This is a genomic window from Acinetobacter sp. NBRC 110496, from assembly GCF_000876115.1.
Lineage (GTDB): Bacteria > Pseudomonadota > Gammaproteobacteria > Pseudomonadales > Moraxellaceae > Acinetobacter.
The window spans coordinates 20,701-43,752 of sequence record NZ_BBTF01000032.1 but is presented as its reverse complement, the minus strand read 5'-3'; the positions used below and the strand labels follow the sequence as shown (position 1 = coordinate 43,752).

The 23,052-nt window shown below is 40.3% G+C and carries 20 protein-coding genes and 1 pseudogene; 6 read left to right on the top strand and 15 right to left on the bottom strand.

The features are described 5' to 3' along the window. Nucleotides 1-873: hypothetical protein (locus tag Aba26S_RS14555; RefSeq protein ID WP_052500228.1), on the top strand; the 873-nt coding region annotated here is incomplete at its 5' end. On the opposite strand, the gene Aba26S_RS14550 is transcribed toward Aba26S_RS14555, so the two are convergent. The 6 genes from Aba26S_RS14550 to Aba26S_RS14525 form a co-directional block, all read right to left on the bottom strand. Further along, nucleotides 862-1,500: a hypothetical protein gene (locus Aba26S_RS14550; RefSeq protein WP_043972936.1), complete on the bottom strand. Its 639-nt coding sequence runs from the start codon at nucleotides 1,498-1,500 to the stop codon at nucleotides 862-864. The two genes, Aba26S_RS14555 and Aba26S_RS14550, sit on opposite strands and share 12 nt — an antisense overlap. A 68-nt stretch (nucleotides 1,501-1,568) precedes the next feature. Then, nucleotides 1,569-2,984, bottom strand: a complete 1,416-nt coding sequence (locus Aba26S_RS14545; protein ID WP_023270956.1) for a hypothetical protein — start codon at nucleotides 2,982-2,984, stop codon at nucleotides 1,569-1,571. A gap of 18 nt (nucleotides 2,985-3,002) precedes the next feature. Continuing rightward, nucleotides 3,003-4,094 (bottom strand): TniQ family protein, encoded by a 1,092-nt coding sequence (locus Aba26S_RS14540; RefSeq protein ID WP_023188008.1) that lies wholly within the window; start codon nucleotides 4,092-4,094, stop codon nucleotides 3,003-3,005. 19 nt (nucleotides 4,095-4,113) lie between these two features. Further along, a complete protein-coding gene (locus tag Aba26S_RS14535; RefSeq protein WP_023188009.1) occupies nucleotides 4,114-4,965 on the bottom strand; it encodes a TniB family NTP-binding protein in 852 nt (283 codons plus the stop codon). Continuing rightward, nucleotides 4,962-6,851 carry a Mu transposase C-terminal domain-containing protein gene (locus Aba26S_RS14530; RefSeq protein WP_000999878.1) on the bottom strand — a complete coding sequence of 630 codons (1,890 nt, stop codon included), beginning with the start codon at nucleotides 6,849-6,851 and terminating at the stop codon, nucleotides 4,962-4,964. Before Aba26S_RS14530 ends, Aba26S_RS14535 begins: the two co-directional genes overlap by 4 nt. Beyond that, entirely contained in the window at nucleotides 6,844-7,542 is a 699-nt protein-coding gene (locus Aba26S_RS14525) for a heteromeric transposase endonuclease subunit TnsA (RefSeq protein WP_023188010.1), read from the bottom strand. The genes Aba26S_RS14530 and Aba26S_RS14525 overlap by 8 nt, the downstream gene beginning before the upstream one ends. A gap of 114 nt (nucleotides 7,543-7,656) precedes the next feature. Here Aba26S_RS14525 and Aba26S_RS14520 point away from each other — a divergent pair. Then, nucleotides 7,657-8,307: pseudogene (locus Aba26S_RS14520) on the top strand (ATP-binding protein); the annotation flags it as partial. A gap of 41 nt (nucleotides 8,308-8,348) precedes the next feature. Here Aba26S_RS14520 and Aba26S_RS14515 read toward each other — a convergent pair. Next, nucleotides 8,349-9,137 (bottom strand): TorF family putative porin, encoded by a 789-nt coding sequence (locus Aba26S_RS14515; RefSeq protein ID WP_005240292.1) that lies wholly within the window; start codon nucleotides 9,135-9,137, stop codon nucleotides 8,349-8,351. A gap of 382 nt (nucleotides 9,138-9,519) precedes the next feature. On the opposite strand from Aba26S_RS14515, the gene Aba26S_RS14510 reads away from it, so the two are divergent. Then, nucleotides 9,520-10,284, top strand: a complete 765-nt coding sequence (locus Aba26S_RS14510) for a TSUP family transporter (protein ID WP_005240293.1) — start codon at nucleotides 9,520-9,522, stop codon at nucleotides 10,282-10,284. A 108-nt stretch (nucleotides 10,285-10,392) separates the two neighbouring features. Here Aba26S_RS14510 and Aba26S_RS14505 read toward each other — a convergent pair whose 3' ends face one another. Further along, nucleotides 10,393-11,205: a TorF family putative porin gene (locus Aba26S_RS14505; RefSeq protein WP_005240296.1), complete on the bottom strand. Its 813-nt coding sequence runs from the start codon at nucleotides 11,203-11,205 to the stop codon at nucleotides 10,393-10,395. 740 nt (nucleotides 11,206-11,945) lie between these two features. Between Aba26S_RS14505 and Aba26S_RS14500 the strand changes: the two genes are divergently transcribed. Next, a complete protein-coding gene (locus Aba26S_RS14500; protein ID WP_005240298.1) occupies nucleotides 11,946-13,220 on the top strand; it encodes an OprD family outer membrane porin in 1,275 nt (424 codons plus the stop codon). 98 nt (nucleotides 13,221-13,318) lie between these two features. On the opposite strand, the gene ppa is transcribed toward Aba26S_RS14500, so the two are convergent. Together ppa and Aba26S_RS14490 are read right to left on the bottom strand one after the other, a co-directional pair. Beyond that, nucleotides 13,319-13,846, bottom strand: coding sequence for an inorganic diphosphatase (ppa, locus tag Aba26S_RS14495; protein ID WP_004656389.1), 528 nt, complete (start codon nucleotides 13,844-13,846; stop codon nucleotides 13,319-13,321). Between the two features lie 115 nt (nucleotides 13,847-13,961). Further along, nucleotides 13,962-14,360, bottom strand: coding sequence for an MAPEG family protein (locus tag Aba26S_RS14490; RefSeq protein ID WP_005240301.1), 399 nt, complete (start codon nucleotides 14,358-14,360; stop codon nucleotides 13,962-13,964). Nucleotides 14,361-14,510: 150 nt separating this feature from the next. Here Aba26S_RS14490 and Aba26S_RS14485 point away from each other — a divergent pair, with 150 nt between their 5' ends. Beyond that, nucleotides 14,511-14,903 carry a hypothetical protein gene (locus tag Aba26S_RS14485; protein WP_005240303.1) on the top strand — a complete coding sequence of 131 codons (393 nt, stop codon included), beginning with the start codon at nucleotides 14,511-14,513 and terminating at the stop codon, nucleotides 14,901-14,903. Between the two features lie 48 nt (nucleotides 14,904-14,951). On the opposite strand, the gene Aba26S_RS14480 is transcribed toward Aba26S_RS14485, so the two are convergent. From Aba26S_RS14480 to Aba26S_RS14460, 5 genes are all read right to left on the bottom strand, one after another. After that, nucleotides 14,952-16,631 (bottom strand): long-chain-fatty-acid--CoA ligase, encoded by a 1,680-nt coding sequence (locus Aba26S_RS14480; RefSeq protein ID WP_005240304.1) that lies wholly within the window; start codon nucleotides 16,629-16,631, stop codon nucleotides 14,952-14,954. A 156-nt stretch (nucleotides 16,632-16,787) separates the two neighbouring features. Further along, entirely contained in the window at nucleotides 16,788-19,007 is a 2,220-nt protein-coding gene (parC, locus tag Aba26S_RS14475) for a DNA topoisomerase IV subunit A (protein ID WP_005240306.1), read from the bottom strand. A 248-nt stretch (nucleotides 19,008-19,255) separates the two neighbouring features. Next, nucleotides 19,256-19,900 (bottom strand): trimeric intracellular cation channel family protein, encoded by a 645-nt coding sequence (locus tag Aba26S_RS14470; RefSeq protein ID WP_004656399.1) that lies wholly within the window; start codon nucleotides 19,898-19,900, stop codon nucleotides 19,256-19,258. Nucleotides 19,901-19,952: 52 nt separating this feature from the next. Beyond that, nucleotides 19,953-20,423, bottom strand: coding sequence for a YchJ family protein (locus tag Aba26S_RS14465; protein WP_005240309.1), 471 nt, complete (start codon nucleotides 20,421-20,423; stop codon nucleotides 19,953-19,955). 82 nt (nucleotides 20,424-20,505) lie between these two features. Continuing rightward, nucleotides 20,506-22,089 carry a TerC family protein gene (locus Aba26S_RS14460; protein ID WP_005240311.1) on the bottom strand — a complete coding sequence of 528 codons (1,584 nt, stop codon included), beginning with the start codon at nucleotides 22,087-22,089 and terminating at the stop codon, nucleotides 20,506-20,508. Nucleotides 22,090-22,414: 325 nt separating this feature from the next. Here Aba26S_RS14460 and Aba26S_RS14455 point away from each other — a divergent pair, with 325 nt between their 5' ends. Continuing rightward, nucleotides 22,415-23,038 (top strand): TIGR00730 family Rossman fold protein, encoded by a 624-nt coding sequence (locus tag Aba26S_RS14455; RefSeq protein WP_005240314.1) that lies wholly within the window; start codon nucleotides 22,415-22,417, stop codon nucleotides 23,036-23,038. The last annotated feature ends 14 nt before the right edge of the window (nucleotides 23,039-23,052 follow it).

Here is a 23,052-nt window from a genome sequence, read left to right as displayed (position 1 = left end):
ATTGAAACTGCTAAAAGAATTGAAAAACAATTAGAGCCTAGGCTGCTAAATAATCATAACATTGTCACAGAATACAGATTACAAGGGTCAGTTCCCCTAAATATTCATATCAAAGGTGTAAGTGATGTTGATTTACTTGTACTTAACAAATCACATTATCGTACAGAGGGTTATTTAGGTACTTTACGCCATGATGATATAAAAATATTAAGAGAACTCAGGAACGCGTGCACTTATGAATTAAGACAAGCATATCCTGCCGTAACAATTGATACTACTGGTGCTAAATCTATAACTTTAACAGGTGGATCACTTCCTCGGGATGTAGATGTTGTACCCTCTCATTGGGTAGAAACATATGAGTACCAACAACAAAAGCACCTTTATTTAAGAGGAGTCAATATTCTAGATAATAAAACTCCTACTACATTGATGAACTTACCTTTCAAGCATATTTTTTATATAGATTACAAATGTAAATACTATGCTGATGGAGGATTGAAAAAATCTATCCGCCTTTGTAAAACAATAAAAGCCGATTTAGTTGAAGAGGGCAAAGTAATTTACTTAAGTAGTTTTGATCTAGCCTCTATTATGTATCATTCCAATCTAGAAAATTTAAAGAAAGGTAGAACAAATGCTTTAGCAATAGTTCTTGAAACAAAAAGATTTTTTGATTATCTGTATCATAATCCAAACTATAGAAATAGCTTATATACACCTGATATGACCAGAAAAATATTTGATAGTTATCAGAAAGAAACCTCTCTCACAACAATGAGCATTGCCTTAGATAAACTCGTTACGGAAATACGTAAAGATTTGGGTTACCTATATGACGAAACCATTGGCTCTTATCCATTAGTTATCTAATTTTTCCCATAGCATTGTACCCATCGTTCTTCGACCAGTAACATTATAATATTTAGCACTGGCACTTTTATTGTCTTTATGAAGTGTCAGCTCTACAAATCCTCGATGGATACGTAACTCTTCATGATCTAAATCTTTTGGTTTATTTTCATAACTATAAAGAACTTTGTATTCTTCAATTTCGTCATAAATAATTGCAGCAGAAATACTGTCAGATGTGGAAAATTCTGTTTCTAATCTGATTCTTACTTTATCCCAACTTTGTAAAATTGTTACTTTTCCAATCCACTCTCTATTGTGCTTAATCATTTCAGAATTTTCTTCTTGGTAATCAGAGATACCTTTACATAACCATTCTCCCGAAATATCAGGATATTTCAGAATCTTGAAAAATAAACCTGTTTTCCATATCCATTTATCAAATAGAAAATAAAAAGTAAGAAATAATAAAGCAGTGATAGCACTAGAAATGATGACATTCCAATAAGGAGACAATCCACCCAAGAACTTCAGTAAAAAGTAAATCAATATCCAAGATATAAACGTAGCAAGTGAATAAACATATTTCCCTGCATGAGACCTATTGAATCCATTATGAACACAATATTCATGACCTAACTGCCCCATAAATACCCTCTGGAAGCCCAAAATTCAGTTTTAACTTTATGTAGCTACATTAGCGTTATATGGTCCAGTTACACAAGCAATTTAGGTATCCAATATTGCTGATCACCAAACCTCACTTCAAAACCATCATTCAGCCCCCTATAATTAATACTATCCATTTGATTAAAAAAAGATTTATCTAAATTATGAAAATACATCAATCCTAACTTTATCCACTCTAGTTCATTAAAATTTTCCTCTGGGGCTTTCATGATGGCCAACAATTGTTTTTCCAGTTTCTTCATATTACTTTTTTCTGTTATTTTTTCATCTAGTACCCATGACGTATCAAGGTTCGTATCATAATTCTTGTTTAAAAAATTAAGAAAGCCAACAATAGCGGAAGCTTGCCCAGGAGACTTAAATAAGTAATATTTTACATGCCACATTGTTGGTAAATCTAATCGTGATTGACTTACCAACAGCATTAAAGCTGATGCTGGTTTCATGGCTAAACGGGCAGAACGTATACTCGTTTTCCCTAAATCTATTTTATTTATTAAAACCTGATAGTAGTTCTGAAGAATTTGGGCTGAAAGCGATGAACCAGGACATGAGTTCGCCAGTTTTCTCAGTTGGTCAAATTCAGAACAGTGGCCTTTAGATTGGGTATCTATATGCAGGTGATGTACTGCAACCAACCACCGGATGGGCAGCTCATATTTGCGTAAACCACTTGTTCTTAGTCTATGTAATAAAGAGTCATTGTCTGGGATCTGATCTCTCCAAAGATCACTGGTCTTTTCAAAAAAATGAATATGTTTACGAATTAGTAATGCAGCCTTATGCGGTCCAACCTCATGATCAAGCCAACTCATATAATCTTTAAAGTAACCTTTGAGGCTTGGGTTTATTAATGTATTAACCAGTTCCTTAATCCTATTCCCCAATATTCTTCGCCATGTACATAATTCACAGTATTTCCCATATCCAGCAGGAATCTGTTGCTGGCAAGTTAGACATTGAAGTGGTGGACAGGTCAAACATTTCTTACAAAGCATTTTGCCTGACACAACATCCTGTTCAATCAACCTATATCTTCTACAACTTTGGCATGTCTGGTAATCACGGGTTGCACACTTTGGGCAAACTCTTAAATTATCTCCAAAACGGCTGATACGAGATAAGCGTTGTGATGTCACACCACACCGTTCACAAGCTTGAAACTCTCTAAAATAAACTGAACAACTATTACAAACAGGGCCTTGCTCCGTTATTTTTCCTATAGGGTAATCAATACGCTGACATCTAATGCAAGGTCTATTGGTTTCACATTGTTGGCAAACGGCCAAGTTATCAGCTTTATATAATCTGGAACTTTTACCACACGATGGACAATCCTGTTTTTTAAAAACTCGTACATAGCACTTATGGCAATAGTTACGCTGTTTATAAAGTCGGTGTATCTTTTCAACCGCATCACCACATTCATCACACTGAGGCATGGTGTTGTCCCCCAAAAGTTACCCTAGTTTTCTTTTTAATCTTAAAAACTTTCGTATTACAGTCTCCTTACTTTTAGGTTTAAGGGTATCTACCAATGCTCTATTTGGAGGGTAGTTCCGATAAATCGAGCCTAATTGTTCTTCAACAGGCCTTAATATGGCTGGCAACTGGTTTCTCTTATCCCAAAATGAAGACCTGTTCATATTTAAAGATTTTGCTGTTTCAATAAACTTTTCCTGAGGAATAATGAGTAATTGATAAATACAGGAAAATAGTCGTTCTCTCTCGGTAACTGGAAGTTGGTTAACAGCCAATCCATTCGATATAAGCTCAGGATGGGGCACCTGAATTCTGAGTTGTTCAAGAAATGCCCATCCTTTTCCATTTACTGAGCCAGCTAAAGCTTTTCTAATAAATTGTGAAAATAACTTAATCACCGTTAACCAATCAGTTACTGAAATCAACTTGTCTTGATAGGTTGCACAGCCTTGTTTCAAGAATTGATCAAAGATTTTTTGGAATGCCAAGGCATGACAATCCACAAGGCTTTTATTAACTTCCAATAGACTTTTTTTACATATTGAACAGCAAGTCATAACCTGATCAGGGGCTTCAAGACGTCTAGGCTGAATAGCATTATGGCAATGAGGACATTGATCATGTAAACGCTGATCATGTTTTATACAACCTGTATGCCAGGCAAAACGCCAAGGCAGACGGAAATAGGCAACATTATCCTCAGATAGACACTCAGGACAATATTGCCAGCCACCTCGATGCTTACGATTTCTTGTACCTAATACCAAGTACCATGCATCAAAAGTTTGATTATCCAGATTATATTTAATTAAAAAATTGCGAAGCGTAGCAGAATTAAATTGGCTTTCATCAATTTTTGTCTTATTGATCAATACCTGTACTTGCTCTGCACTTAAACCACGATCTACATCTACAGACCAGATTCGCCATTTGGGCCAAAGTACTCCAGTTAAACTTAATGGGTCACAACCACTGTCAAGTGCGGCACGTATCAACCAAGAAGATAATGCCTCATCTTGCTTTAAGTCCGTGGGAATAAACCATGAATGGATTTCTGTTGCACTTATCATACCTAGTCCTCCACATTGCTTATTTCACACTTTCTAGCAAGCTACGGTCGATAAACTCCTGACCAGAAACAACAGCTTTCTTTGCGGCTTCCCGTAAAATCGTTCGCAGATTACCTAAGTTTCCATCTGTAATATCATGCAGATATTTTACTGTTGCTGGTTCAGCCAGTTTTGAAGCCTGTTTGAGGGGAAGAACTTTCTCAAATTTATTTACCATAGCTTGAAAGTCTTTATCTAGTTTCCATAAGGGCAAATTAACCACACGAAAACGGCTGACATGCTGTGGATCAGTACGCAGAACACTAATTGCTTCTTCTGTACCAAACCCAACAATGGGTATCTGTGTTTCATTACACAAATACTTAATCGCATTCATTACTGTTCTTTGCTTAATCGGACTGCCACATAATAGAGAATTCATTTCGTCGATAATGAGGAGCTTTACCTCATAAAGTTTAAGGCAATGGACCACTTGGTAACGTAGCTTCGCAACGGGATCTCTTTCTCGAAAAGGAACCCAGAACTTATCAAGAATAGCCATATACAGAGCTTTTTCATCAGGGGAAACAGGTGCCTGTACAATGATTACAGGTTTTACTGCATTATTTTCTGCATTGACATAACCCTCCCCATACAGCTTAAAGAACTGGTTAATAATTGAGGTTTTACCATTATTTGGCTTACTCAATACCAGTAAGTTGGGCATACGGCTCCGCTTAGGAAGTGTCAGGAATCCTTTCAATTGGTCTAACAAGTCATTGGCTGCTGGATACCCAATCCATCGGTCCTCTTCCAGGAAGTAGAGTCTGTCCTCATTAGACTGTTCCACAATAGGGCGAAACTCTTGAAAAACATGTGAATAGTTACTCATGAAATATCCTCATCATTTTCCAGCTCATCGAGAGGCAATAAACCATATACGTTTTCAAGCTGTTGCTCCAAAATCGTACTCTCTTGTTGAGGTTTTTTGCCCTGAATTGAAGCAGGGTTAACACTCTGTTGATGTTGGGTACTGCGCTGATGTGATCTGCGAGCCCGTCGAGTTTTAGTACTTGCCTCCTGAACACGCTCCCGAAGTTTAGCTAGAGCCTGTCCAAGTTCATGATCTTTTAGATATTCGCCAGTTTCCTTTTTCAGTTCCTGAATCTTTTTGTGTTCCCAAATACTAAATGGTGGAATACTTTGATCCGCTAAAGGAACCTTAAAATAATTTTTGATTTCGGGATCAAAGAACCATATCTCACTAATATTTCTTGGATCACGCCTAAAGATAAATTTACGTTTTTCCTTTTGATTATCAGGGTCTACAGCATTAATCCAACCTCTTAGTACATCAGCATAATAAGCAAGACCATCAATTGTTACACCTGTTGTTTGAATCGTCCTTTCAAAACTTGGTAGAAAATCAAGAAAGAAATTATGATCATTTGCAGGCAATCTAGCAGCTCCAGAACCTAACGTGTTTTTATCACCAAAGATACCTAACTCAAAAGCATGTAGTGGAGAAGTACCTAAAGCAGAGTGTTTCCTTTTGTGGTAAACATTACAGATAAAATCAATCAGCCAGTCCTCAAATTCGGAGAATGTGAAAACTGCTTCCGCATCTGAGTTATAACCTTTTCTTTCAAAAATATTTGAAAAAGTTGTTCCTGGAACTGCGTGAATATCGGTTGCAAATGTTCCCATCAAACGTTCAATGTGCCCGCCAAAACGTGGTTTTTTAACTGGTCGGTATTCCAGACGAATATCATGTGCCATACAAGCATTTCTGAAAGTTTCTGAGTGAAACTCAGGTCCATTATCGACATGAATGGTGTTCATAATTCCCCAGACAGGCCATTCAGCTTGAATCTTGCGAGAAGCTAGCCATTTCTCTTTGGGCAGTACAGCTTGAGAAACGCTCATTGCAATAGACATAACAGAGGGAGCATCTAATGATAAGTAATATCCCACAACTACCCTTGAACGCACATCAATTGCCAACGTAAGAAAAGGTCGTCCTATAGGACACCTGCTAAAATCATCAACCAGAATAAGATCAACAGGCGTATGGTCAATCTGTACGACGGCAAGTGGATAATCAGCATGAGGGAATTTCCCTGCGGCAGGTGTAAATTTGTTATCGGCCTTTTCCTTATGTCCCCTCTTACGAAGAGAGTCTCTCTGGCTAATCGCTGCAATACGATTTCTTACTGTATTGGCATGAGGCACCTCTAGGATATGGTATTCATGACATAAGCGTTTCACTTCAAGTACAACTTTTTGAACACTTATTCTTTGATTAGTTAGGTATAAATCCTTGATGGCTTTTTCAATGATTGCTTCAGCATGTTTATTAATTATCTTCTTGCCTTGTGGCAATCCCTCTTTTCTGGGCCGCAATCCATCAATAGTTCCATATGCCTTATAGATTTTTAACCATCTATAGATAGTGGCTGGATTAATATCATGTTCTTGGGCTCGTAACTCTACTTCCTTACGACCACTCACGCCTCCCTCAATGAAAGGTCGGATGATGTTGAAACGTCTTTCAGCCTCAATCCAGTCTTTATCAGCGATGAGTTCTAGATCTTCATACTGTTCCACAGCTATTGATGGCCTTAATTCACTGATAGCCGCGATACTTTTCCTGCCAGTATTATTGTTTTCAACAAAAACCGATTTTAGGTCAATGACTTCAATAATCGTATGGGGAATCCCTTTTATCTGAACCGGTTCCCCAGCAGCTATTTTGATATTCACACGTCTATCATTCATGACAACTCCCATTTACCCAAAGTTCAGTAGATGGCTGTAAAGGCATACTTAAATCGCAAACCAGATAACCATGAGCAACTAAATACCAGATTTGACTAATTCCATTGGCTCTGTCCCATTTTCCAAGAAAATGTCTGGCTAATAGAGTCTCAAAAGTTACTGCTCCTCGATCTCTCACATAATCCAATAAGTGCTTTGAATCAGCAGGGGGAAATTCCATCTTTCGGTACTTTTGTAAAAACATGGCATTCGACCATAACTGGTCCCGAATACGCCCCTCATGTGCAATATGAAATTTCCAACCCTCTTCTTTGCATACCCTCATTGCAGCACGATATCTAGCTTTCCATAGATGCAAATTAAGTTGCAATTCATCTGTAGGTTTTACTTCAACCAGTTTAGGTGCAATAAATGGAAGAAAATCATCATGCTTATAAGTTACCAGGTAGTCAGGGGTGTAAACTCGTTTCTGTCCATTATCAAAATACTCAATGGTAAATGGTTGAGACTCAACAGCAAGAACATTGGGATCAACCTCTAATCGAATAAGGAAATCCCGTTCAAGAGTTGATTCAAAGGCAACTGCGGAATCTTTTTTAAAAGGATATAAACCAGATACACTGATACGTGTATTACCAATTTTTCTTCGAGCTGGTACGATGTTAACGGTGTCGCATGATTGATTGTTCATTCTGGGTTCCGTTGCATAGTTCTTTATAAAATTTGTCGCATAGTTCTTTATAAAAGGTGGTCTAAGTCTTTGACCCTAGCTTATATTGTCGCATAGTTCTTTGTAAATGACAGAGGCTCACAACCCAAACCAGGTGAAATCACCTTGGCGCATTTGGGTGTTCTATTCTTGGATGAATTACCCGAGTTTGACCGTAAAGTTCTGGAAGTGCTACGCCAGCCGCTCGAATCCAAAGAGATCGTGATTTCACGGGCAGCACGACAAACGACTTTTCCTGCAAACTTTCAATTTATTGCTGCAATGAATCCTTGCCCTTGTGGCTATGCCTTTAATCAGGATAGTCGCTGCCAATGTTCGCCAGACAGTATTCAACGTTATCAAAACCGAATTTCAGGTCCTTTATTGGATCGTATTGATTTACATATTGATGTACCGCCTTTACAGGCACAAGAATTACAGAATCGCGCGCCAACTGAAAACTCAGCCACAGTACGGCAGCGTGTGATTAACGCCTATGAAAAACAGCTGCAACGCCAGCAATGTTTAAATCAGGCACTTTCACCGAAGCGATTAGAACAACATGCTCTATTGGATGACAGTTCGAGTAAGATTCTTGAAATGGCTCAGCAACGTTTGAATCTGTCTGCACGTGCTTACCACCGGATATTAAGAGTTGCGCGAACCATTGCGGATCTAGCTGAAAATGAAGTGATCAATAGCAGCCACATTAGCGAAGCACTGTCTTATCGTGGACATCAAAGCTAAAAAAGTGGCCTTAAGGCCGCTTTTTTTTAGGTCAGCTAAAGTCAGAAGGCATAACCGAGTGCTAAAACCACTTTGTTCTTTTGTTTGGTTTCATCACGGGTGTAGCCTCCAAAAATATAATCCAGCCCCCATGTGGCGCCTGTATTGCCCAATGGGTGAGACAAACCTAGGGTTGCGTGGCGGAAGGCAAAATCCGTTTTGGTCACATCCCCTGCTTTGGCTTGATAAGCCAGATATTCATCATCATCGCCATAATAATAAGCAGCAACTTGTACTTTACCGGTAAAGCCACCGGCGAGTTTTGGTGTATAAGTCGCGAGGAAATAGGTATCACCTTTATTTCCGAAACTCACATTATTCAATAAAGTCTGTGCCGTTACGCTAAAGTCCTTATAACTCAACCCCAAAATAGTTTCATAACCTGTCGACTCCCAACCGGGGTAATAGTAATAAATCGTTCCGCCAATTTGATAACCCAGATCTTCGGTAATTTTGCCTTTATAACCTGCATAGAAATCATTTTCGAAAGATTTTTTCTCTTCCTTCACATCGGTTGGTGAGGTATTAAAATCAGCATAGGCAGCGGTTAAAGTCGAAAACCAATAGCCCAAATAAAACCCACTGTCATGCGTATAGTCCAGTCCCCCTTGGACCGCTGGCGTATCACTTTCTGGCGAGTTGGTCATGCCGCGTAAATTGTAACTTGAGACCACATTCACATTACCCGTAACGGTCCCTGGAAATGGGAGTTTATTCTCCTCCGCCCAACTCCATGCTGAGGTTGCAGTCATCACACCCAATAACGTAGCCTTGCTTGCAAATTTCATCATATTGATCTCCCCCTATATTTAGATACTCAATTGATTTTTAAGCTTTAAATTGCAGCAGAGTCTACTTAGCAATTGCTATGCCAAACTCAAAAATAAAAATAATTCAATATAAAACAAATGGTTAATATAAACTCAAACAATCAAACCCGCCTTCAGCTCAACCCAGTTTCAATCTTGCAATAGAACTGGGCGCGCCATACGCCTGATAGCGCATAAAAAGCACCGTTTTAGTCAGATGAAAAATCTTATCAATATAAATAATCACTTTAGGTTTGCATAAAAAATCAACAGAATAAGAAAAAATAATGTTTCATTATCGAGTTAGATTCATAGGTGAAGCCCTTTACAAATCACTTAGCACCTCACAGATGGGTTAATGATAATGATCGATGAAACCGTCCTGCTGACTTTAGGATTCTTTGCCTTCTGTGGTGGTCTGATTGACGCCGCAGTAGGAGGTGGCGGTTTAGTCCAAATTCCTGCGCTATTGCATGCCTTACCTCAACACAGCATTGCAACCGTATTGGGCACAAATAAGCTGGCGGTTTGGGCCGGAACCGCATCTTCCATTTTTAGATATGTGAATAAAATTAAATTTGTCTGGAAGCTTCTGATTCCAACGATGCTTGCTGCATTTATATTTGCCTTTGTCGGTGCAATGACGACTGCCTATATTCCAAAACAATTGATGAGCTATGTTGTTTTCTGCTTACTGATCATGATGGCCATTTATACTTTTTTAAAAAAAGATTTAGGCGCACAAAGTACTTATGTGAAATGTGGTTACAAAGACATCGCGCTTGGCGTTGTTTTTGGAGGGTTGATTGGATTCTATGATGGTATTTTTGGCCCAGGTAGTGGCAGCTTCCTTCTTTTTCTCTTTGTCAAAGTTTTTGGTTTTGATTTTCTCAACGCATCTGCATCAGCAAAGGTTGTTAACCTTGGTACCTTTAGCTCAGCACTTTTATTTTTTATTCCAACAGGTCATGTGCTATGGGAAATCGGCTTAATCATCGCCTTATGTAATGTGATTGGTTCTTTAGTTGGTGTATTCCTAGCACTCCGATATGGCAGTCAATTTATTCGCTTGTTTTTTCTGATTCTGCTCATTTTTCTGATTGCTCGCATGGGATGTTCAATATTTTAACCCTACCTCAAACGTTTATACTGCCATATCATAGTCTTTCTGCTTCTGAAAAAACCTGATCTCAAATCATAAAAGCCAGCAGGTTTGCTGGCTTTTATCTTAATGTAATCAGAAGCTTTTGCTTAAGCTAAATAAAACACCTGTGTCATAAGGTTTTTTCTGCCCGTCGGTCATGCCTGACTTACTGATATTAGTTCCAACCACATCGACCTCAGCCAAAATCCCAAGGAAATTATAATTTACGCCCAATTTATAATCGACATAATTATCATCCTTGCCAGGCCCACCAGCAACAACACTTAAAGCATCGGTATTCTTCAATTTATTGTAACCCACCGATGCAAGACCCGTTAAGCCTGTATCAGCAATCGGAGCTGAATATCCTAAATTAAAATACCAGAAATCATCACTTCGGCCCCAGTAATCCGGTGAATAGTTCACTCCTACACTCAGTGCATCACCAGCAAAAATAGTTTCTGGGAAGGTTAATTTTCCGAACACTTCAGTAAAGGCCAAACCCTTTTTACCATTATAACTATTTGTATAATTTGACTTAGATCCAATATAACCATAATGAGTCACACCAACGTCATACACTGGCTTAATTTTATCTGTCAAAGCAAAGCTATTGGTGAATCCCAAGGTCGCATCAGTTTCAGTGGAAACACCAGAGATACCGAAGTCAACACTGGAACCCCAAAGAGCTAAATAAGCGCCTGAAGTATGTGAAAATGTAAAACCACCTTGAATGGCCGGGTTATTTGAAGATTGCGTCACACCACGGAAACGATAGTCCGTTGTAGCAGCAACATTCCCTGAGGCTGTTACCCCATAAAATGAAGGTTTATCTTCCGCCATAGCAAAAGTCGAAGTCACAGCACAAACACTCAACGCGATCGCTTTACATGCAAATTTCATCATATTGATCTCCCCCATGATGGATATTCGACTGAATTCATGTTTTAAATTGCATCGAAGAGTAATTAGCAATTGCTGTGCCAACTTAGGAAAATCTGCGTTAAATCTTATTTCAGTTTGGCAAAAGTACTGATTTTTTGCTTTATTTGCCTCAAAACTGGTCTTTCATAAAAAAATCATATTTTTTTGAACTATTTAAAAGCATATAAAAAAACAAGGCTATTTTATGCACAAAAACAATGCATCAAGTGAATGTTCAGAAACGCTAATCATGCTTAAAACAACAGCACCTCACTGGGAAATTTAACTGTGTTCCACAACAGTGCGTCTACAAAAAGCTTAAACAGGTATGAACAAAGTAAACTTTAGATTGGTCAGTCACTGTCATTCGTCGGGATGTCATTTTTTGCAAATTCATCTGAATATTTTTTAAACAAATAAAAAATAACTCTTTCAATAAAAAGAAAAAATATAACAATAAATCACATATTTCAACCAGAATAAATTTAAAAATAATTTGTATATTTCACATCCAAAATAAATCAATTTATTATTTAAAATCAAAATATTAAATTAATTATGATTGTTTTTTAAACACAGAACAAATCATAAAATTGTATAAGTATTTTATTTAATAATAATTAAATTATTTTAATAAAAATCTATCTTTTTTATGCATAACTTATACAATTGGTCAAAATTTCGGTCTTACCCCAAATTTATTTTATTTAATGAGGCGAGCTATGCCAAAGGCAAAGAAACTTACTTTAGCGGTTTTGATTAATGCCGCGTTAATTACCTCAACATATGCAAGCGAACAAAGCGAAGCAAAAGGACTTGTTGAAGATGCCAAAGGGGATATTTTATTCCGTACTGGTTATTTAAGCCGCGACAAAAAGAATGGTGTCAAAGACACGAGTTCATATGCTCAAACAGCAATGGTAAAACTAGAAACAGGCTTTACCCAAGGTCTAGTTGGCTTTGGCGCGGGTGTGATCGGCGATGGCTCATTTAAACTGGGCTCAAACAACAATTCTGGTAACGGTATGATCCCGAAACGTCCAGATGGTTCAGCCTATGATCACTGGGCACGTGGTGGCGGTTTTGTTAAAGCGCGTATCTCAAATACAACCGTAACCTACGGTACCCAAGTGTTAGACCTTCCAGTTCTAGCAAGTAATACTACACGCTTGGTTCCTGAATACTTTGAAGGTGTTTTGGCAACCAGCCGTGAAATTGATGGCTTAGAATTAACTGCTGGTAAATTCACCAAAGACCAGTACTCTGATCAAATCAATCGCGATGGCCGACATCTTGATAGCGCTGTAGTTTGGGGCGCAAAATATAAATTCGATGACAATTTAAGTACGTCTTATTTTGGTATGGATAGCAAAGACAAACTCAAACGTCATTATGTCAATGCCAACTACAAACAACCTTTAGATAAAGATAGCGCGCTTACTTATGACTTAAGTGCTTACCATACCAAGTGGGATAAAGAAGCAAGCACGTATTCAAGCACGACTGATGACTTATCTAATCGTAAAAATACCATTTGGGCTCTGTCTACCACGTATAACACTGGGCCTCACAGCGTAATGTTGGCTTACCAACAAAACAATGGCAATACTGGTTATGACTATGGTGAGAATGCCGATGGCGCTCAAAGTATCTACTTGCCAAACTCTTATCTGTCTGACTTCATTGGTAACAGTGAAAAATCGGCGCAATTGCAATACAACATCGACTTTGGTGGCTATGGTGTTCCAGGCTTAAGCTGGACTACAGCTTATGTCTATGGTTGGGATATCAAAGTTAAGAATTTGACTGATAATGCACATGAACGCGAATTCTTTAACCAAGTGAAATATACTGTGCAATCTGGTTTTGCCAAAGATGCAAGTTTGCGTTTACGTCATTCATATTATCGTGCAAGCGATGACTACCAAACAAATGCCTACATTGGAGATACCAATGAATGGCGTATCTGGCTTGATATTCCTGTGAAATTATTCTAATTCACAGTTCATCAAGTTAAAAAAACCTCCATTCAAATGAATGGAGGTTTTTTATGACCAGCAACTAAACAAAAAGCAGCTGATCACGCCGACCAAAATTACTTTTTAGCCGCTTCAATCGCTTTAAGCACTTCAGCTTTCGCCACATCAGCACCTTCCCAGCCACTGATTTTTACCCACTTACCAGGCTCTAAATCTTTATAGTGAGCAAAGAAATGCTCCACTTGGCTGATCAATAACGGTGGAAGATCCGTATATTCTTGAACGTCTTTATAAAGTGGAGATAATTTTTCGTGTGGAACCGCGATCAATTTCGCATCAATACCACCATCATCTTCCATTTTCAATTTACCCACTGGGCGGCAACGAATCACAGAACCCGCAGCAACAGGATGTGGGGTTACAACAAGTACGTCTAATGGGTCACCATCTTCTGACAATGTATTTGGCACATAACCGTAGTTTGCTGGGTAGAACATTGCTGTACCCATGAAACGGTCTACAAATAATGCATCTGAATCTTTATCAATTTCATATTTGATTGGCGCTGCATTTGCAGGAATTTCAATGATGACATAGATGTCGTTTGGTGCGTCTTTACCCGCAGGAATATTGCTATAGCTCATATCAACACTCGTTTATATTGTGAAGTCAGATTTAAATCGGACAGATTATAACGTGAATACAATGAAAATGATGCTAGATATACGCCGAGCTGGCGAATTTTATCGCCAGCCACGACTAAGTCATTTTGATTGTGATCACAAACAGTAAAATTGGACAAAGTAGAGAGAAAAACCAGATGATGGAGCGTAAAGTTGCAAGATTAGCTAAATAACAAATCCCATAAATCACGCGAAATACGATATAGGCCCAGCCTAAGGTAAAAATAAATCGCTCTGGTACCACCATGTACTCAGCCATCAAAATGGCAGCAATAAATAACGGTAGACTTTCAAAGCTATTTTGCTGCACCGCATTTGCCCGTGCAGATAATCCCGTTGTTTTGGCTAAAAATTCACGCGGATTTTGATTATCTTTTGCCTGAAAACCACCTTTTGATTTCGCAATCAAGGTAAATACATACGGCAACAAACATGCGACTATAATCATCAATATAATGCCGCTAATACCTTGCATGCTGAGATCCATCATTTGAAGTTCTTCTGATCATGCTATCATAATCTATAATTTATTGAACTTTCATTTGTGCTTGTTCAACAAGCGTTTCTTTTACACAGGATGTTTGTGTAAAAGTTGTGTTTTTTCATACAGTTTTAAGGTCAAGCTATGCGACAACCCGATCAAAAAGAAATGTTTGATGTGCTCGCACAACAACGACAACATCAGCTTTTAGTTGATCGTGTCTTGAAAGTCGTGCTTCCAATCATGGCATTTCTGCTCAGTGTGATTTGTGCCAATCTCAATTGGCAGTCAACTTTGGGGACCTTTGTGATCCTAAGCATTGCCTTTTATGCAGTTGGTATTTATCGCTTAACACTGTGGCATTGGCTCGCAGTCATTGCGCTGTATGCGGTTGCTGATAATTATTTTAGTTTTAATGGTATTGATGCCACCCGATTACGTTTTCAATTGGCCACAATGATGGTATTTGTCGGCATTGTCGGGATCGGACGTCCTTATATCGATCGCTGGCTCATGAAGTCAAATGGTACTAAATAAATCCAAATAAAAAAACGCCGCGATTGCGGCGTTTTTTCAGCGATGTACTTAAGCTGGTTTACGTAAATCTTTACGTAAGATTTTACCGACGTTTGATTTCGGTAACTCTTCCATAAACTCAACATAACGTGGGCACTTATAACCCGTTAAGTTTTGTTTTGCATAAGCAATGATTTCTTCAGTCGTTAATGATGGATCTTTCTTCACAATGAAGAGTTTCGGCACTTCACCTGATTTTTCATCAGGCACGCCAATCGCAGCCACTTCCAATACTTTTGGATGTTTGGCAATGACTTCTTCAATTTCACTTGGATAAACGTTAAAACCAGACACCAAGATCATGTCTTTCTTACGGTCAACAATCTTCACATAACCACGCGAATCCATCACACCGATATCACCCGTACGGAAGAAGTTATCAGCGGTCATCACTTTCGCGGTTTCGTCTGGACGGTTCCAATAGCCTTTCATGACTTGTGGACCACGAATCGAAATTTCACCTTGTTCGCCGAGTGCAACTTCGTTACCGTCGTCATCTAAAATCGCCACTTCAGTCAATGGCAATGGAATACCGATCGTGCCACTAAATTCAGTGCTTGCAGGTGGGTTTGCCGTTGCAACAGGAGACGTTTCAGACAAGCCATAACCTTCGATAATGGTTGTGCCTGTGATCTTTTTCCAAGCTGCTGCAGTTGATGGCAATACTGCCATACCACCGCCCATCGCCATCTTCAGATTGCTATGATCAAGCTGTTTGAATTCTTCGTTATTCACCAAAGCATTGAATAAAGTATTTACTGCTGGGAAGAATGAAGGTTGATATTTACGTAATTCACCAACCACTGCTGGTAGATCACGTGGATTTGGAATCAAGATATTGGCTTGACCTTTGTACATACCGTAAAGCGCGCACACCATAAATGCAAAGATATGATAGAGCGGCAATGCACAAACGATACGGTCACCCTTCGCGCTATCAGAACTACCAAACTTACTTGAGAAGATCGCTTCGCACTGAAGCAAGTTCGCCACAAGGTTTCGATGGGTCAATTCAGCCCCTTTCGACACACCAGTGGTACCACCTGTGTATTGCAATACTGCTGTATCGCTTAAAGTGAGGCTTGGACGTTTGTAGTTACTTGGATTGGCTTTATTTAATGCGGCATTGAATTTGGTATGGCCTGGGATATTCCATGCTGGAATCTGTTTACGTACTTTACGCAACACAAAGTTGACCAATGTGCCTTTCAATGCGCCCAGCATATCACCCACTGAAGCCACCACGACATGCTTCACAGGGGTCTTACCAAGAATGCTTTGATAAACACTGGCAAAGTTTTCAATAATGACCAAGGCTTCTGCACCAGAGTCATTCAATTGATGCTCAAGCTCACGCGCTGTATACAATGGGTTCACGTTAACAAGGACTAAACCTGCACGGAATACCCCTAAAGCAACCACTGGATATTGAAAAACGTTCGGCATCATCACCGCAACACGAGCGCCTTTGGCTAAACCCAGCGTTTGTAAATAGGTTGCAAATTGACGACTAGCGACTTCTAATTCATTAAACGTTAAAACTTTATCCATGAAGATAAAGGCATCACGTGAACCAAATTTTTGGAAATTGCGTTCAAAAATATCAACAAGTGAGGTGTTTTCAGCAGGCAGTTCAACTGTTTCTGGAATTCCTGTCTTTTGGTATTCAGCAAACCAAATCTTTTCCATAATGCCATTATCTCCGAGTGGTAATCCTTAAAAATGTAACAACGTTACGTCCATGACAAAACATTTTTTTTAACTTTTTGAATTGCCCTGTCAACCTATCCAAACAATATGAATACATTGTCATATATAACGTATTTGTATCACAGAATACTAGCCTTATCTCTGAATGAAGAGTCTATTTGCTTTTTGATATCCGCGTGGTAAAAGTTGCCCCTTTGTTGCTCTTTTTCCTAGATATTTTTGGAGATCATCCCCTTTCAGTTTGAGGTGCTGTTGTCCTGCAGCGACTTGGATTATTTCATCTAACGTTAGGGTTGTCATGGATAAAATTTGCTCTTTTTCATCAAGTTGTATCAACTTGTTACCTTTACCTTTATTCAGTACAGGAAGTTCTGCTAAATCAATAATCAGCAATCGTCCTGATGAACTCAGTATGGCAACGTGGGTTGCTTGCTGGATTGGGAGTAATGGCAGAGCTGTTGCCTTATCTGCAACTGTCAAGAAAGTCTTGCCTGCTTTGGCATTGGTATCCAGTTGTGCAACTTGGGTTTTAAAACCATAACCTTTGGAACTGGCAACCAGTAATTCATTCTGGTCATCGTCCACCAAGACTTGAATAAATGAAACACCGCTTGCTGGTGACAGTTTGGAACTCAAAGGTTCACCAAAGCCACGCGCTGAAGGGAGGCTGCTAATTGGCAAGGCATAACTGCGCCCCGTTTCATCTAAAAAGTACACCCGTTGATTGGTTTTACCAACCGCATGACTTAAATACTGGTCACCCGCTCGGAAGTTGAGATTAGCCGCATCCACTTCAGCACCTTTGGCTGCACGGACCCAACCTGCTTCGGACAAGACCACGGTCACGGCTTCTGCTGGCATCAAATCCTGTTCTTTAATCTGGACGGCGTCTGCACGGACGACCATTGGTGAACGGCGATCATCACCGAACTTTTTCGCATCTTCTTTCAATTCATTGATAATCAGATTTTTTAATGATTCTGGATTGGCCAATTGCTCGCGAATAATCGCCGCTTTTGCTTCCAGTTCTTCTTGCTCACGGCGAATTTCCATCTCTTCAAGCTTGGCCAAATGGCGCAGTTTCAGCTCTAGAATCGCTTCGGCTTGAATATCATCAATCCCAAAATGCTGCATCAATACAGGTTTCGGTTGATCTTCTTCACGGATAATCCGAATCACGGTATCAATATCGAGATAAGCAATTAAAAGACCTGCCAAGATATGCAGGCGTTTTTCGATTTTATTTAAATGATACTGCAAACGACGCGTTACCGTTTGCTTACGGATCTCAATCCACTCTAACAAGATACGGCGAATCGATTTCACTTGCGGGCGGCCATCGGCCCCAATCATGTTCAAGTTAACACGATAGCTGGACTCTAAATCCGTGGTTGCAAACAAATGACTCATCACCGTTTCTGCATCAACACGATTAGAACGTAGCACAATCACCAAACGAGTAGGATTGGCATGGTCGGATTCATCACGAACATCACTGACCAAAGGCAATTTCTTGGCAATCATCTGATCGGCGATTTGAGTAATTACCTTTGAACCAGAAACCTGATAAGGTAATTCAGTAATCACGATTTCATTCTTATCGACCGTGTACACGGCACGCATACGATAGCTACCACGACCTGTGGTTTGAATTTTAAGCAGTTCTTCAGGCGGAGTAATAATCTCTGCTTTGGTCGGTAAATCTGGTGCAGGAATATATTCTGCTAATTTTTCATCAGTGGTTTCAGGATTACGAATCAGTGCGATCGTCCCTTTTACCACTTCACGTAAGTTATGTGGCGGGATATCCGTCGCCATTCCCACCGCAATCCCCGTGGTACCATTCAGCAAGATATTCGGCACACGTGCAGGTAAAGTAATCGGCTCTTTCATTGAACCATCAAAGTTATCCTGCCATTCACTGGTACCTTGCCCGAGCTCGCTCAGTAATAACTCACTATATGCGGACAGTTTAGCTTCGGTATAACGCATAGCCGCAAATGATTTTGGATCATCGGGTGAACCCCAGTTGCCCTGACCTTCAACCAATGGATAGCGATAGCTAAATGGCTGTGCCATCAACACCATCGCTTCATAACAAGCGGAGTCACCATGTGGATGGTATTTACCAAGTACGTCTCCCACGGTACGCGCCGATTTTTTCGGTTTACCGGTCGACTTTAAGCCCAGCTCGCTCATCGCATAAACAATACGGCGCTGTACAGGTTTTAAACCATCACTGATATGGGGCAATGCACGATCCATAATCACGTACATGGCATAGTTCAAGTAAGCCTGCTCAGTGAATTCGGCTACGGAACGGTTTTCTGTTGCATGATGTGCAAGGCTGGTCATTTCAGCGAGTCATCCAAAATCATTTATTATCGTCAATGCTTTGTATGCTATGTGGATGAAGGCGTTGTGACAAGCCCTTGTTGTTGTTTAAACGTCAAATGGTGTCTTAGAAGGATTTCAAGCCCTCAAAACTTAAACATTCTTCAAGATTTATAAGCTGACAAGCGGCATGACGCCGCTATTCAAGGCTATATTTTTGCTATATACATTCACTTCTTTTCAAAGATTTTTCTTTTGACTTAAATAGATCAATGCTCATCTGTTGAGGAAGCAGATTCTGCATCATCTTCCTTATAGATAAATTTCGGCATTTCCAGCCCAAAATAAATCGCAATCAAACGTAGCGTAAAACCAAAGACCAAAGTCAAAATTACAGTCAGATCATGTGGTAAACCAACTTCCAAACACACCCAATAACAAATCACGGCGACAAAGGAAATACTGGCATACAACTCACGGCGGAACACCAACGGTACATCATTACACAAGATATCACGCAAAATACCGCCCGACACCCCAGTGAGTACCCCTGCAACCGCAGACACCACAAAACCATGTCCCATCGACAAAGCAATCTGACAGCCAATAATAGTAAAGCCAATTAAGCCCAAGGCATCTAGAACCAAGAAGATATTGCGCAGATGGCGCATCCATTTGGCAATAATAATGGTGACAAAAGCGGCAATACAGGTCAGCACCAAATATTCAGGATGTTTCACCCAAGTCAACGGATAATGCCCTAATAGCACATCACGTACCGAGCCACCGCCCAATGCCGTGACACAGGCAATCAGTACCACACCAAACCAGTCCATACTGCGTCGCCCCGCTGACAGTGCGCCCGTCATTGCTTCCGCAGTAATGGCAATAATATAAATTACGGTGAGTAACATCTGCCTACATCCCTAAATCAGGCGTAAAAGTGTGCGCTATTCTAAGACAAACTTAGATGAATTGTGCACAACATTGTTTAAATTTTTTCCCCGAGCCACAAACGCAGGGTTGTTTCATGGTGATTTGCAGATCCAGCGTCGGATCAAGGAAATACCACTGCTGTTGGTGTAATACAAAATGTGAAATCTCATGATGAATATGCGCTTGCTTGCCATCATGATAATGTGCCTTGAACTCAACCAGCGCATGGGTTTTATCCAGCTTGGGCTGATGTTGCACGACATCCAGTTTGAGCCATTGATTCGATTGACTCCAGTCTGCAATCGCAGCTCGATCTAAAGCGGTTTGTTGGCCCAAAGCGGTGGTTTGCAGAATATAGTCGATCTGCTGCAAGGCAAAGGCACTATAACGCGAGCGCATCAATTGCTCTGCAGTTTGCGCGACCTGCTGTTTTAAATGTAAGGGCTGGCAGCACTCAGCATATTGCCCCTGCCCGCAAGGACAGTGTTGTGACAACGTCATTTTCAACTCTCAAATAAAATAGCCCTGAACCAGACCATTGCGAAACAAAGGTCAAACTCAGGGCTATTCGGGAACGACTACATTATTTCTCTACAGGTTTTTCTTTGGCAATAATGCGCACTTTTTCGATTTTGTGCCCATCCATTGTGACCACTTCAAAACGATAGCCATCGACTTCGATCATGTCACCATTTTCAGGTAAACGACCCAAGTGGAACAGGATATAGCCAGACAACGTAGAATATTCTTCACTTTCATCAACCAAGTCTTTGCCCAATAGCAAAGACACATGGCGAATATCAGTTGAACCTTCCAGTAACATCGAACCGTCATCCAGACTTTCCGCTGTTGCTTCTAATTCATCTTCGTCAGGAAATTCACCTGCGATCGCTTCCAGCATATCAATTGGTGTGGCAATACCTTCAATTGAACCATATTCATTCAAGACAATCGCCATTTGCAACGGTGCTTGACGTAACTGTTCCATCACCATCAACACTTGCGCATTCTCATGCACAATCACAGGTTCACGTAAGTGCTTAGTAAAATCAATCGCCCCGGTTTCAATGTATTCATTCAACACTTTATGCGTTAAAACAACACCTTCAATATTGTCCAACTCACCACGTGCAATGATCAAACGTGAATGGGTCATCGCCATTAAACGTTCTTTTAGCTCGGCAGGATCATCATCTAAATCCAGCCATTCCAACTCTGGGCGTGGCGTCATCACTGACTTGACTGGACGCTCGGATAAACCCAGCACACCTTGTACCAAGACACTATGATAGACCCCATTGTCTTCATCAAAGACTTCTTTGGCATAAGCCTGTGTTGCTAAAACATCTTCAGTTTCTTTATGCTGACCTTCGTTACCACTGCCCTTACTGCCGAGCATACGCAGTACCGCAGAAGCAGTGCGATAACGTAAATCTGTCGTGGTGACCAATTTCTCTTGGTTACGGCGCATGGTTTGGTTCACCATTTCCACCAGCACAGAGAAACCGATCGCAGCATACAAATAACCTTTCGGGATATGGAAACCAAAGCCTTCGACCACCAATGAGAAACCAATCATCATCAGGAAGCCAAGACACAGAATCACCACGGTCGGATGCTTATTAACAAAGTCCATTAACGGGCGTGAAGCCAACAACATGATGCCGATTGCAATCGTGACCGCGATCATCATCACCGAAAGCTCTTTCACCATCCCCACGGCAGTGATGACGCTGTCGAGTGAGAAAACCGCATCCAGCACCACGATCTGCACCACCACCATCCAGAACACGGCATGCACCGGATTTTCTTCTTTATGTGCTTGCTTTCCTTCGATTCGTTCATGCAGTTCCATGGTGCCTTTAAATAACAAGAACACACCACCAAACAGTAGAATCAAGTCACGTCCAGAAAAGGGATGATCAAAAATATGGAACAGCGGTGTGGTTAATGTCACGACCCATGCGATCGAGGCCAGCAAGATCAAACGCATTATCAGGGCCAGCAGCAAACCAATCTTACGCGCAGCATTCCGTTGTTCGGGTGGTAATTTTTCGGCTAAAATTGCAATAAAAACAAGGTTATCAATACCCAATACAATTTCAAGCACCACCAATGTAGCTAAGCCAACCCAAGCAGCAGGATCTGACATCCATTCCAGAATCATTGAGGTGACTCCTCTGCAAAATCAGCAATATTGTTATGAAGTTGAGATTTTAAAAGGCTGGCACTAGGAGCCAAAACATTTTTTTTAGGAAATAAGAACAATGCGGAGCGACAACAACCACTACTCATAGAGGTACATAAATTAATAAAAGGATTTTCAGTATAGGCAAGATTGCAGTGAAATTCATCTTTTTTATGTGGATGATTTTGTCAAATTCTTTCGAGGCACGCCAAAAGTCCATTGTATGTAAAATGTGCATAAAACTGTCACAAACCTGATTTAGCCTAGACAAGCACAGTGAAAATGATAAGGTGAAAATAAACGAATGAATAGTGTATTAAGAATGACAGAGAAAAAAAGCATTAACCCGACTCCCATAACCACTCAATCTCTGATTGCCCTCTATTGCGGTTCGCGTACAGGCAACAAACCGATTTATCGAGACAAAGCCATTGAACTTGCCCAGCATATTGCCAATCAGGGCTTTGGGATTGTCTATGGCGGTGCCAGCATTGGCTTGATGGGCCAAGTGGCTGATACCGTACTGGAACATGCGGGTGAAGTGGTCGGCGTGATTCCAGAGTTTATGCTGGACTATGAAATCGCTCACCATAAACTGACCGAACTACATATCGTTAACAGTATGCATGAACGTAAGGCACTGATGGCTGAACGTGCCAGTGCCTTTATTGCCTTACCGGGTGGTTTAGGCACTTTTGAAGAAATTCTGGAAATTGCGACTTGGGGACAACTCAATCAGCATCAGAAACCGATGATTATCTATAACGTCAATCGTTTTTATGATGCGCTGATTGCCCAGCTGGATCATGCGGTTGAAGAAGGCTTCTTACCGCCGCAGCATCGTGCCAAAGTGATTATTTGCGAAACACTGGAACAGATTTCAAGTGTGATTAAAAACTTAAACACGCCCAGCCATATCGAAGTCTGAAACCGACCAATAAA